This is a genomic window from Chromobacterium amazonense (genome assembly GCF_001855565.1).
Taxonomy (GTDB): domain Bacteria; phylum Pseudomonadota; class Gammaproteobacteria; order Burkholderiales; family Chromobacteriaceae; genus Chromobacterium; species Chromobacterium amazonense.
On sequence record NZ_MKCR01000002.1, the window covers coordinates 131,544 to 143,634 of the forward strand.

Here is a 12,091-nt window from a genome sequence, read left to right on the forward strand (position 1 = left end):
GGCGAACACAACCGCGCAGAGTATCTGAGCCGAGACTCAGCGCTCCCTCCCCGGCTTCCACAACACATCCGGCACCCCGCCCTCGCGATTCAGATAGCGGGCCAGCACGAACAGGAAATCCGACAGGCGGTTCAAGTAGCGACGCAGGGGCTGGGACAAGACTTCCTCCCGCGCCAACGCCACGATGCTGCGCTCGGCGCGTCGGCAGATGGCGCGCGCCTGGTGGGCCAGCGCCGCCGTGCGCAAGCCGCCGGGAAGGATGAACTCCTTGAGCGGACCCAGCTCTTCATTCATGAAAGCCACCAAGCCTTCCAGGGCCTGCACATGGCTGTCGGCAAGCGCGCTATAGCCCGGCACGGCCAGCTCCGATCCCAGATCGAACAGATCGTGCTGGATTTCAGCCAGCCATTGCGCCATCGGCTGCGGCGGCTGATCGGCCAGCAACACGCCAATCACCGAGTTCAGCTCGTCCACGTCGCCCAATGCCTGAATCCGAGGGCTGTCCTTGGCCACGCGGCTGCCATCGCCGAGTCCGGTGGAGCCATCGTCGCCGGTGCGGGTGACGATATCCGACAATCGGTCGCTCATGGCTGCTCCTCATCCTTGCCTGCGCTGCCGGCATGGTGCAGCGCCTCGCGCAGGCTTTCTTTCAGCGCGTCGCTGAATAGCATTTCGTAATCCTCTTTCAGTTGATGCATCATGCCGGACAGCATCTGCTTGGCCTGCACTTCGATGGCGTCCTGCAGCCACAGCGACAGCTCCACCTTCATCCTCGGCAGCATCTGCTCGTATAGCGACTCGAACAAGGCTTGTTCGTCCAAGGGCGGCGGCAGCGGCCGGCCAGCGGCCGCCGCAGAGGCCATGGCGGCGACGCTTACCACAGATACCGGCGACGCGGCGGCATCCGCCACCGATGCCTCGCCACTGCCCCCCGCGTGCTCTTGTCCTCGCTCCAGCAAGCCGGACAAGGCGGGCATGTCTTCGTCCTCCAGCGGCGCAGGCTGCGGGACGCCCTCATACAGCATGCTGACTGCGGCAGCATCCAAATCCCGGGTAACTTCGGTTTCCGGTTGCGGCCCGGCAAATGCAGCCAGCTCGCTGGCCATGGATGCGGTCAAAGCCGGCTCCGGCATGGCGACGGTTGCTTCAGCATCGATGGACTCGATTCGAGCCTCGGGCTCTGCCGCAAACTCGCTATCCATCGCATCGGCCGGCGCCAGCTCCGGCACAGGCTCATACAAAGTCTGAATCGATGCTGTGGACGCGACATCCTCCTGCGCCAAGTCGATCACCGGTTCAGACTCTAAAACCGCTTGGTCTATGGCCAGCTCCGGCAGCGCCTGCTTCTCGACAAAATCGACATCGCTCAGCGCTGCACTCTCCGGCTCGATTGCCGCCGGCGCCTCACTCGCAAGCTCCGGCAATGGCGCCTGCTCGACCAATGGCGCAAGCGATGCGGCCGCAGCGGCTTCTTCGGCAAGCGCCACGCCCTCCTCGCCCAAGCCCTCCATCGCATCAGCTGGCAACGCTTCCGTAGCCGGCTGCGCACTCGCTGGCGTCTCCGACAATGCGGGCGCCTCGTCGGCCGGAGCCGCCTCGACAATAGCCGCCTGAGGCGTAGGCAAGTCGTCCTCGTCCTGCGCCACTTCGGTCACCACCGGCAGTTCGGGCAAGGCGACGGCATCGTAAGCCAGCGCTTCAGACGCGGCTTCGCCAGCCGCCATGGGCGGCTCGGCCTCGGCGGCCTGGGCGTCCGTAGACGCTTCTGCCGCGCTCGGCAACTCCGGCAGCCCCATGGCTTCGTCAAGCCGCTCACCCAGAGCGGACTCGCCATCCTGATCGACCGGACTCGCCTCGGATGCGGCGTCTGCAACTGCCAAAGGTTCGGGGATGGACGGCTCAATCAGGGACGCTTCAAGCTCAGGCAAGGCCACTGCTACTGAAGCGTCCATCTCCGGCCCCTCGGACGGAATGGACTGCGCCGGCTCGATATCCTCACCCACTGCTTCGAGCGCATCCCGCTCATTCGCCAACCCCGCCTCGGCTTCTGGCGCTTCATGCGAGTCCGCGACGACTGCGTTTTCGTCGGCCGGCAAGTCCGCCTGCGCAGCCAGTTGCGCCCGCTCTTCCGCCAAGACTCGCTCCGCCTCCTGCAGCACATCCTGCAGCGATGGCGCCTCAGGAGGCGTCTCGCTTGCGGGCTGGCCTTCGGGCTTGGGCAAATCGTTCAGCCATTCCAGCCCGGTTTCCGGCGCCGGCTCGCGGCCGATGCCGCCGCCCAGCACGCCGCTGGGCAAGCTGTCCAAGGAGATCGAAACAAAAGGCTGGGCCGCATCATCCTGCGGCGCGTCCGGTTCCGCCGGGCTTGCCAGCGAAGCCTGCGCCGCCTCGGCCTGCCGCTCCGGCACGGGTTCGGCAGGAAGCGCCTCTTGAAGCTCCGCCACGCCGGATTCATCTGCAGGCAATTGCTCAGCGGCAACGGCCACGTCGCCCCAGCTCAAATCCTCGCTAGCGGCGCTTTGATCGGCAGGCGCAAGCTCTGGCACGGGTTCGGCCGCTAGCGTCTCTTGAAGCTCCGCTACGCCGGATTCATCCGCAGGCAGTTGCGCAGCGGCGGCGGCCACGTCGTCCCAGCTCAAATCCTCGCTAGCGAGGCTTTGATCGGCAGGCGCAAGCTCTGGCGGCGCGACGTCGTCTTGCGCAACGGGAGGCAAGTCCGGCAAAGAGTCCGGCTGCAGATCCGCCGCCTCGACAAAAGCCTCCGGCCCTGGCGTGGGCGCGGCAGGCTCTCGCGGCTCCAGCACAAAGTCGAGCGCGGTGTGTTCATCGAGCGAGGTGGATGCGTCGGTCAGCTCCAACGAGGGCAAGGAGCTGAAGTCGAGGACGGGAGAAGCCGGCTCCGCAGCCAGCTCTTCACCGGCCAGCAAATCCTCAAGCGTCAGCTCGGGAATTTCCAGCGCCGCGCCGCCCGCCCCCGGCGACTCCTCTGTCAACTCATGCTCCAGCAGGTCCAACTCAGAGGAAAAATCGAACTCGGGCACGTCGATGCCAGCCTCTTCGGCCAGCGTCGGCACGGCCTGCTCGTCCACCACCTCGGTCAGTACCGGCAGATTCAAGCCGGACCAGTCGGGTTCATTGGCTTTCGGCGACTCAGTCATGTCTGCGTTTGACTCATGTCGTGATGTTCGATTTCGCAACCTCGCTCTCGGTAGGCGCGGAAACGCTCGCGGGCAGTTGCCAGCGAGGCCGGATCGCGCCCCACGATTTCAAGAATGCGCGTAAACCGCTCGAATGCATAGGGCAGATTCGGTCCCAGATTCAACAAAACCGGGTGCGCCAGATCGTCCGGCAGCGTAGCGGCCAGCCACACCGGCGTCTCGGCCGCTTCCGCCGCCTCAAGCCTGCAATGCGGCACGAAGCGGGTATCGCCAAAACTCCATAACCGGTTGCTGAACACATCGAGGCTGCGCTCGCTGTCCAGCCAGATCAGCAACCGTTCCTTCTTGCGCTGCACCGTGTCCGCCAACCGGCAGGCAAACTCCTGCGGGTCGGCGACATTGGTGTAAAAATCAATCTTGCTCATCTTCCGCCACTTCGGGTGCCTCGCGACGCGGACGGCCGCGGCGCACCACGTTGCCCAGCGCGATGTCGGCGCGATCCTGCAGGAATTGCACCAAGAGCGGCACCGGACGCGCGGTGGCGCCCTTGTCCTTGCCGCCCTTCCAGGCGGTGCCGGCGATGTCCAGGTGCGCCCAGTCGTAAGCCTTGGCATAGCGCGACAGGAAGCAGGCCGCGGTGATGCTGCCGCCCGGACGGCCGCCGATATTGGCCATGTCGGCGAACGGGCTCTTCAGCAGCTCTTGATATTCGTCCCACAGCGGCATATGCCAGGCGCGGTCCGCCACTTCCTCGCCCGCGGCCAGCAGTTCGCGCGCCAGGCTGTCCTGGTTGCTGTACAGGCCGGTGGCGATGTGGCCCAGCGCGATGACGCAGGCGCCGGTCAGCGTGGCCACATCGATGACCGTGGCCGGGTTGAAGCGCTCGGCATAGGTCAGCGCGTCGCACAGGATCAGGCGGCCTTCGGCATCGGTGTTCAGGATTTCAATGGTCTGGCCGGACATGGAGGTGACGATGTCGCCCGGCTTGTTGGCGTTGCCATTGGGCATGTTTTCGCAGGCCGGCACGATGGCGATGACGTTCAGCGGCAGGTTCATTTCCACCGCGGCGCGGAAAGCGCCCAGCACGGTGGCGGCGCCGCACATGTCGTACTTCATCTCGTCCATGCCCTCGCCCGGCTTCAGAGAGATGCCGCCGGAGTCGAAGGTGATGCCCTTGCCCACCAGCACGATGGGCTTGTCGTTCTTGTCCTTGGCGCCGTTGTGCTTGAGCACGATCAGACGGGCCTCTTCCACGCTGCCCTTGGCCACAGACAGGAAGGAATGCATGCCGAGTTCGGCGATCTCGCTGGGGCCGAGGATTTCCGCGGCCGCGCCGAAGGTTTCGGCGACTTTGCGCGCTTCTTCGGCCAGATAGTTCGGGGTGCAGACATTGCCAGGCAAATTGCCCAGGTCTTTGGCCAGCTTCATGCCGTTGCCGATGGCCAGGCCGCGCTGCAGGCCCTTCTCGCCGTCGGCCAGATCGCTGCGGCGCGGCACGGCCAGCGTCAGCTTGCGCGGCTCGCGCACGGACTCATCCTGCTTGCTCTTGAAGCGGTCGAAGCGGTACAGCGCGTCCAGCGTCACCACGGCGGCCTGTTCGATCATCCACTCAACGTCATGCTTCTTGACTGTCAGTTCGGACAGATAGCTCACCGCCTCGCCGGCGGCGGTCTGGGTCAGGGCCTTGATCGAAGCGCGAACGGCCTCGCGGTATTCCTTGGCGCGGAAGTCGCGCTCCTTGCCCAGGCCGACCAGCATCACGCGGTCGCACAGGGTATGCGGCACCGAATGCAGCACCAGCGTGCTGCCCAGCTTGCCCTCCATATCGCCATGGCGAAGCACGTCGCTGATGAAGCCGTTGGAGATGCGATCAAGCAAATCCGCGGCGAAAGTCAGTTTGCGGGATTCGTAAACGCCGACGATCACGCACGCGACGCGCTGCTTCTCCGGGCTGCCGCTTTTTATGTTAAATTCCATAGGTACTCCGCTGTAGAACGAGTGTCGTTGCCCACCTCATGACGGCCGTCTAAGCTCGGGGAAGACGGACGGCTAGGCCGCCATTGAACGCAGGATTGTTGTTTGGTCCGATTTTGCCGGAAATGGCGCCTCAGGATTGTCTCATTGAATTATCACAATGCTTTTCATAAAAAGTCAAAAAGGCACTGAATAAATGGTTTTTCAAAAAAGCCTGACACGCGAGTTGACTTTCACCGCCCTGGGCGTCTTCGTCGTGTTGTTGGCCATTATCGTATCGACCCAGGCCATCAACATGCTGGGCCGCGCCGCCGAAGGCCAGATCGCCAATGAGGCGATCACGGCGCTGATCGGTTTCTGGACACTGGGATTTTTTCCAGTATTGATGATTTTGACGGTTTTCGTCAGTGTTCTGGTGGTGCTCACCCGCACTTGGCGCGACCACGAAATGGTAGTGTGGCTGTCCGCGGGCCTGTCGCTGCGCGACTGGATCTGGCCCATCATGCGCTTTACCTTGCCGCTGGCCATTCTGGTAGCCGGCGTCACGCTCTTCGTCGGGCCATGGGCCGACCAGCGCAGCCAGGACTACGCGGAAATCATTAAACGGCGCGAGGAAGTCTCCGCCATCGCGCCGGGCGTCTTCAAGGAATCCTCTTCCGCCACCAAGGTTTACTTCATCGAAAATTACACTGGCCAAAATAGCGCGGCCTCGAATATTTTCATGCAGGACATGACCGACTGCAAAGTCAGCACCGTTTTCGCCAAGCACGGCTACATCACCACCAAGAAAGACGGCGAACGGGTGCTGGTGCTGGAAGACGGCACGCGCTACGTCGGCGACCCGGGCAAGGCAGATTATCAGGTCGGCACCTTCAAGCGTTATACGGCCAGCATAGGCGAAAGCCAGATGGCCACCGGCCCGGCCGGCAACCGCCAGTCCATTCCCACCCGGCAGCTGCTGGGCAGCAGCAACCCGGAATACAAGGCGGAACTGGCGTGGCGGCTTTCCATGCCCATCAGCTGCGTCCTGCTGGCGCTGCTGGCGCTGCCGCTGTCCTACTACAACCCGCGCAGCGGCCACACTTACAATCTGCTGTTTGCCTTGCTGACATTCTTCGTTTACCAGAACGGCCTCACCGTGGCCCGGAACTGGATCGCGCAGGGCAAAACCGGCGTCTGGTCCATCGCGCTGGTCCATGCCCTGCTGCTATTGCTGGCGCTGGCGCTGCTCAGGCATCGCAACCGCCCCCAGCTTCCGTTCGGCCAATCTCTGGCCCAGATGTTCGGCAAAAACTGACACGTACACATCGATGAAACTGATCCACCGCTACATCATCAGCACGCTGACCCAGTCCACGCTGTTCACTCTGCTGGCGCTGCTTGGCCTGTACGGCTTTTTCGACCTGCTGGGCGAGGTGCCGATGCTCGGCACCGGCAATTACAACGCCGGCGCGATGGCCACCTATGTGGCGCTGCTGGCCCCTGGCCACGCCTATGAGCTGATGCCGCTGGCCGTCTTGATAGGCGGCATGGTGGCCATGACCCAGCTGGCCAGCTCCAGCGAATACACGGTGATCCGCACCTCCGGCGTCACGCTGAAACAGATCGCCGCCACGCTGCTGAAATTTGGCCTGGGTTTCGCCGTGCTGACCATCGTGCTGGGCGAATTCGTCGCCCCTTGGTCGATGCAGGAAGCCGAGCGCGGCAAACTCACCGCCACCCACTCCATCATCGCGCGCGAATTCCGCTCCGGCACCTGGGTGAAAGACAACCAAAATTTCATCAATGTGCGCGAAATGCTGCCGGACAACACCCTGCTAGGGGTGCGCATCTATACCTACGATCAGGACTTCAAGCTGGTGCGCACCCAATTGGCCGAGCGCGGCACCTTCTCCAAGCAGGACCACGTCTGGCAACTGGAAAACGTCAAGGAAACCGTGCTCTCCAGCGACCACACTGCCAGCGCCTTCTACCCCACGCTGCGCTGGAAGTCGATTGTCGAGCCGGCCATTCTGTCGGTGCTGCTGGTGGTGCCGGAACAGATGTCGGCGCTGAACCTGCTGACTTATATCGAGCACCTGAAGAAGAACAAGCAGCAGACCCAGCGCTATGAGATCGCGCTGTGGAGCAAACTGTTCTACCCGCTGGCCTGCATTTCGATGGCCCTAGTGGCGCTGGCTTTCACGCCGCAACAGCGACGCCACGGGCAACTCGGCATCAAGCTGTTCGCCGGCATTTGCCTGGGTGTAAGCTTCCACTTCGTGAACCGCCTGTTCGGCCACCTGGGCCTGCTGTACGACTGGAACGCCATCCTGTCGGCCACCCTGCCCACGCTGATCTTCTTCCTGGGCGGCATTGCCATCATCACGAAACAGGAAAGGCGCTGACATGACGCTTGCGGCCACTCCTCTGCAACACTGGCGGCAGACGCTGGCCGACAAGCGACAACAACTGGCCGAGCGCTACCGCGAAACGCGCGACGCTCAAACCTATCTGCGCCGCTACTGCCAGGCGGTGGATGAAGCCCTGCAAACCTTGTGGCGCGAGCAAGGCCTGGACGGCGAGGCCAGCCTGGCGGCGGTCGGCGGCTATGGCCGCGGCCAGCTGTTTCCCGGCTCCGACATCGACATCCTGATCCTGCTGCCGGACCCGACGCCGGCCGACGTCAACGACAACGTCACCCGCTTCATCGGCCTGATGTGGGACATCGGCCTGGAGATCGGCCACAGCGTGCGCACAGAGGCGGAATGCCTGCGCGAGGCGCAGTCGGACATCACCATCGAGACCAATCTACTGGAAAACCGCCTGGTGGCCGGGCCGGTCACGCCGTGGCTGCAGCTGATCCAAAAGCTGGAAGCCCAACGCGACCCGCTGGCTTTCTTTGAAGGCAAAACGCGCGAGCAGCAGCAGCGCCACACCCGGCACTTCGGCGTCAGCAACAATCTCGAGCCCAATCTGAAGGAAAGTCCCGGCGGGCTGCGCGATCTGCACACCATCTTGTGGATCAGCAAGGCGGCCGGCCTGGGCGACAACTGGGACGCGCTGGTGCGGCGCGGCATCCTGACCCTGGCCGAAGCGCGGCTGATCAAGCACAGCGAGGAACAGCTGCAGAAGCTGCGCATCGACCTGCACCTCTTGGCCCGCCGCCGCGAGGACAGGCTGATCTTCGATCTGCAACAGCAGATGGCCCAAGCCTGGAACCTCGCCGACACCCCGGCCAAGCGCGCCAGCGAGCAGCTGATGCAGCTGTACTTCCGCGCCGCCAAAACCGTGAACCAGCTCAACGGCATTCTGCTGCCCAATCTGCGCGGCCGCATCTACTGCCAGGTGCCGCGCGTCACCCAGCACATCAACGAATACTTCCACGCCGTCAACGGCATGCTGGGCATCCGCGAAGTCAATGTCTTCGACAAGCATCCGCACGCCATTCTGGAAGCGTTTCTGACGCTGCAGCGCCACCCGGAGCTGTCCGGCTTCGCGCCGCGCATGCTGCGCGCGCTGTGGCACGCCCGCAGCCAGATCAACGAGCGCTTCCGCCAGGATGCGCGCAACCGCGCCACCTTCCTGCAGATCTTCCGCGAACCGTCCGGCCTCACCCGCACCCTGCGGCGGATGAACCTGTATGGCATTCTGGGGCAATACTTGCCCAACTTCGGCCAGATCGTCGGCCAGATGCAGCACGACCTGTTCCACGTCTACACTGTGGACGAGCACATCCTGATGGTGGTGCGCAATCTGCGCCGCTTCGCCATCAGCGCCTACAACCACGAATACCCGTTCCTGTCGCGGCTGATCAACGACTTCGAACGGCCGGAAGCGCTGTATCTGGCCGGCCTGTTCCACGACATCGCCAAAGGCCGCGGCGGCGACCACTCGCAACTGGGCATGGCCGACGCCGAAGCCTTCTGCCGCAGCCACGGCTTGCTGGAAGAAGATTGCGCGCTGATCGTCTGGCTGGTGCAACACCACCTGACCATGTCCAGCATCGCGCAGAAGCAAGACATCTACGACCCGGAAACCGTCGGCCGCTTCGCCGAACTGGTGCAGACGCCGCGCCGCCTCGCCGCCCTGTACCTGCTGACAGTGGCCGACATCCGCGGCACCAGCCCCAAGGTATGGAACACCTGGAAGGCCAAGCTGCTGGAAGACCTGTACCACGCCACGCTGCGCGTGCTGTCGCGCGGCGGCGAAACCGACATCGCCTCGGAGCTCGAAGCCCGCAAGAACCAGGCCCGGGCGCTGCTCCGGCTGCACGCCATCCCGGACGGCGTGGAAGCCGGCCTGTGGGCGCAGCTGGACACCGTCTACTTTCTGCGCCACGAAGCCAAGGAAATCGCCTGGCACGCCCGCGTATTGAACCGCCAGCTCACGCCCGACGCGCCGCAGGTCAAGGCGCGGCTGGCCGACGACCATGACGGCATCCAGGTGCTGGTCTACTCGCCGGACCGGCCGGAACTGTTCGCCCGCGCCTGCGCCTTCTTCGGGCGCACCAATTACAGCATCGCCGACGCCAAGGTCTATACCACGCGCCACGGTTATGCGCTGGACACCTTCCATGTCTTCGTGCCGGAACATCATGATGGCGACTACCGGGACATGATCAACTTCATCGAGTTCGAGCTGGCCGCCACGCTGGCGCAGGACAAGCCGCTGCAGTTGCCGCCGCAAGGCCGCATCAACCGCCATCTGAAGCATTTCCCGATCACGCCGCAGGTATCCATCCGCCCGGACGACAAGGACAATTACTTCATCCTGTCCATCGTGGCCGGCGACCGCCCCGGCCTGCTGGCCCGCATCGCCAAGGTGCTGGCCGATTATCGCCTCAACGTGCAGTCGGCCAAGATCATGACGCTGGGCAGCCGCGCCGAGGACTCCTTCCTGATTTCCGGCCCGGGGCTCAAAGACGACAAGACCGCGCTGGCGCTGGAAGCGGAGTTGATCGCAGCGCTTCGCATCTGAACAATCTAGTTTGAATATCCGGCTCGCTTTGTTACCATTGCATTGCACAATGCAAGGAGCATGAAGTGAGCGCCATCCTGCTGGACATACCCGATCAAATCGAAAGCCGCCGCCTGATTCTGCGCAGCCCGATGCCTGGCGATGGCCCCGCCGTCCACGCCGGCGTCGTGGCCACGCTGGAACAGTTGCGCGCCTGGCCTGCCTCCATGCCCTGGGCGCAGGAGGCGCCTTCGGCGGAGGCTTCGGAAACATTCTGCCGCCAAGGCCGCGTGGACTATCTGGCTCGCAAAAACTTGCCCTTGCTGCTGTTTTTGAAAGACGGCGGCCACTTCATCGGCGCATCCGGCCTGCACGGCATCCACTGGAAGCACAAACAAGCAGAAATCGGTTATTGGTGCCATCGGGCATGGCAAGGCCAAGGCCTGATCAGCGAAGCGGTGAAAGCCGTGGCCGATTTCGCCATGACTCAACTGCAATTCCGCCGCCTGACCTGCCTGCCCGATACCTTGAACCTGGACAGCCGCCGCGTGGCGGAGCGCGCCGGTTTCCAGCTGGAAGGCATACTGCGCAACGAGCGCATCGCCCCTGACGGCAGCATGCGCGATACCGCCCTATATGCCCTGACCAACTAAGCACTGAAGTTTGATGATGAAATCGCACCGACTCACCCAACCCGCCGCTCATCTGCGCTATCACGATATTCCCGGGCACGGAGCGCCGCTCGTCATGCTGCACGGCATAGGCTGCGCCTCCTCCTTCGACTATCCGCGCCTGCTGGCCGAACCCGGCCTGGCCGGCCGCCGCGCTTTGCTGGTCGATCTGCTGGGCCATGGTTTCAGCGACAAGCCTGAAAATTTCAGCTACACCCCGCGCGCCCAGGCGCAAGCGCTGGCGCAATGGATCGAACATCTGGACTTGCGCGGCGTTGACCTGTTCGGCCACAGCATGGGCGGCAGCGTCGCCATCGAACTGGCTGCACTGATGCCGGATCGCATCGGCCATCTGATTTTGGCCGAACCGAATCTGGACAGCGGCGGCGGCGCTTACAGCCGCGCGATAGCGGCCTGGAGCGAGGCCGACTACGTCGCGCGCGGCCACAAGGAAAGCATTCAGGCCTTTCGTGCGGACAACCCCAACTTGGCCGGCAGCATGGCCGTCGCCTCGCCGCTCGCGGTGCACCGCGCGGCGAAAGGACTGATCCAAGGCAGCCCGGTCAGCTGGCGCGAACAATTGCTGGCATTGCCCATGCCGCGTTACGTGATTTTCGGCGAGCGCTCGCTGCCAGACCCGGATACCGAATGGCTGCCGCAGCATGGCATTGCCATCCGCATCGTCTCCGACGCCGGCCACTCGATGGCCTGGGACAATCCGTCAGGGCTTGCCACCGCCATTCATGCCGCTCTGGAATTCAACGCATGCCATCCCTGACGCTATCTGGAGATACCCACCGCCTGCGCATCGAGCCCTTGGCGGAAGCGCATGCCGATGAACTGTTCCGGTCGTTTCAGCATCCGGAGCTGTACCGCTTCATCCCGGAACGCCCTCACCGCTCGTTGGAATCGATGCGCGCCGAATACCGCGAATTCGCCGGCGGCGCGCCGGCCGACAGCGGGGAAATCTGGCTGAACTGGGCGATGCGCCTGAAGGCTGACGGTACCGCCATTGGCACCTTGCAAGCCACCCGCTTTGCAGACGGCAGCCAGTGGTTGGGTTATAAACTGGCGCCCAGCCACTGGGGGCAAGGCCTGGCCAGCGAGGCTGTCTCCTGGCTGATTCGCAAGCTGGAAAACTGGCTGCCATATGGCCCCTTGCTGGCAGCTGTCGATAGCCGACACCCAGCCTCGCAGCAAGTGCTGCGAAAAAATGGCTTCGTCAAACTACGGGAGGAGGCGGCAGAACTGCATGGCGAGGCCTCGACCGACTGGATTTACATTTACCGATCAAAACATTCCATTCTTTGACCATCTGCTCGACTGCCGTTATGCTGGCCTTCTGATTAC

At 63.6% G+C, this 12,091-nt stretch carries 10 protein-coding genes; 6 read left to right on the plus strand and 4 right to left on the minus strand.

Annotation, left to right across the window (positions count from 1 at the left end):
• Positions 1–36 precede the first annotated feature (36 nt).
• The 4 genes from BI343_RS01275 to BI343_RS01290 are packed head-to-tail and all read right to left on the minus strand — an operon-like array spanning position 37 to position 5,135.
• Positions 37–588, minus strand: a complete 552-nt coding sequence (locus BI343_RS01275) for a cob(I)yrinic acid a,c-diamide adenosyltransferase (protein WP_043622744.1) — start codon at positions 586–588, stop codon at positions 37–39.
• Entirely contained in the window at positions 585–3,158 is a 2,574-nt protein-coding gene (locus BI343_RS01280; RefSeq protein WP_071108337.1) for a hypothetical protein, read from the minus strand. The genes BI343_RS01275 and BI343_RS01280 overlap by 4 nt, the downstream gene beginning before the upstream one ends.
• Positions 3,155–3,583 carry a DNA polymerase III subunit chi gene (locus tag BI343_RS01285; protein WP_043622738.1) on the minus strand — a complete coding sequence of 143 codons (429 nt, stop codon included), beginning with the start codon at positions 3,581–3,583 and terminating at the stop codon, positions 3,155–3,157. The genes BI343_RS01280 and BI343_RS01285 overlap by 4 nt, the downstream gene beginning before the upstream one ends.
• A complete protein-coding gene (locus BI343_RS01290) occupies positions 3,570–5,135 on the minus strand; it encodes a leucyl aminopeptidase (protein WP_043622735.1) in 1,566 nt (521 codons plus the stop codon). The genes BI343_RS01285 and BI343_RS01290 overlap by 14 nt, the downstream gene beginning before the upstream one ends.
• A 193-nt stretch (positions 5,136–5,328) precedes the next feature.
• On the opposite strand from BI343_RS01290, the gene lptF reads away from it, so the two are divergent.
• The 6 genes from lptF to BI343_RS01320 all read left to right on the plus strand — a co-directional run bounded on the left by lptF (position 5,329) and on the right by BI343_RS01320 (position 12,052).
• On the plus strand, positions 5,329–6,429 hold the full coding sequence (gene lptF, locus BI343_RS01295) for an LPS export ABC transporter permease LptF (protein WP_071108338.1): 1,101 nt from the start codon (positions 5,329–5,331) through the stop codon (positions 6,427–6,429).
• Between the two features lie 13 nt (positions 6,430–6,442).
• Positions 6,443–7,519 carry an LPS export ABC transporter permease LptG gene (gene lptG, locus BI343_RS01300; protein WP_043622729.1) on the plus strand — a complete coding sequence of 359 codons (1,077 nt, stop codon included), beginning with the start codon at positions 6,443–6,445 and terminating at the stop codon, positions 7,517–7,519.
• Between the two features lies 1 nt (position 7,520).
• The gene (locus BI343_RS01305; protein WP_071108339.1) at positions 7,521–10,091 is read left to right on the plus strand and encodes a [protein-PII] uridylyltransferase; all 2,571 of its coding nucleotides are present in this window, start codon (positions 7,521–7,523) and stop codon (positions 10,089–10,091) included.
• A 65-nt stretch (positions 10,092–10,156) separates the two neighbouring features.
• Positions 10,157–10,723, plus strand: coding sequence for a GNAT family N-acetyltransferase (locus tag BI343_RS01310; protein ID WP_071108340.1), 567 nt, complete (start codon positions 10,157–10,159; stop codon positions 10,721–10,723).
• 16 nt (positions 10,724–10,739) lie between these two features.
• Complete coding sequence (locus tag BI343_RS01315) at positions 10,740–11,519, plus strand: alpha/beta fold hydrolase (protein ID WP_071108433.1); 780 nt, start codon at positions 10,740–10,742, stop codon at positions 11,517–11,519.
• Complete coding sequence (locus BI343_RS01320) at positions 11,507–12,052, plus strand: GNAT family N-acetyltransferase (protein ID WP_071108341.1); 546 nt, start codon at positions 11,507–11,509, stop codon at positions 12,050–12,052. The genes BI343_RS01315 and BI343_RS01320 overlap by 13 nt, the downstream gene beginning before the upstream one ends.
• The last annotated feature ends 39 nt before the right edge of the window (positions 12,053–12,091 follow it).

What these genes read in the sequence shown, in the direction of transcription:
- BI343_RS01280 (WP_071108337.1), bottom strand. Translation starts at nt 3,158, where the DNA reads ATGACTGAGTCGCCGAAAGCCAATGAACCCGACTGGTCCGGCTTGAAT.
- BI343_RS01315 (WP_071108433.1), top strand. Translation starts at nt 10,740, where the DNA reads ATGAAATCGCACCGACTCACCCAACCCGCCGCTCATCTGCGCTATCAC.
- BI343_RS01290 (WP_043622735.1), bottom strand. Translation starts at nt 5,135, where the DNA reads ATGGAATTTAACATAAAAAGCGGCAGCCCGGAGAAGCAGCGCGTCGCG.
- BI343_RS01305 (WP_071108339.1), top strand. Translation starts at nt 7,521, where the DNA reads ATGACGCTTGCGGCCACTCCTCTGCAACACTGGCGGCAGACGCTGGCC.
- BI343_RS01275 (WP_043622744.1), bottom strand. Translation starts at nt 588, where the DNA reads ATGAGCGACCGATTGTCGGATATCGTCACCCGCACCGGCGACGATGGC.
- lptG (WP_043622729.1), top strand. Translation starts at nt 6,443, where the DNA reads ATGAAACTGATCCACCGCTACATCATCAGCACGCTGACCCAGTCCACG.
- BI343_RS01285 (WP_043622738.1), bottom strand. Translation starts at nt 3,583, where the DNA reads ATGAGCAAGATTGATTTTTACACCAATGTCGCCGACCCGCAGGAGTTT.
- BI343_RS01320 (WP_071108341.1), top strand. Translation starts at nt 11,507, where the DNA reads ATGCCATCCCTGACGCTATCTGGAGATACCCACCGCCTGCGCATCGAG.
- lptF (WP_071108338.1), top strand. Translation starts at nt 5,329, where the DNA reads ATGGTTTTTCAAAAAAGCCTGACACGCGAGTTGACTTTCACCGCCCTG.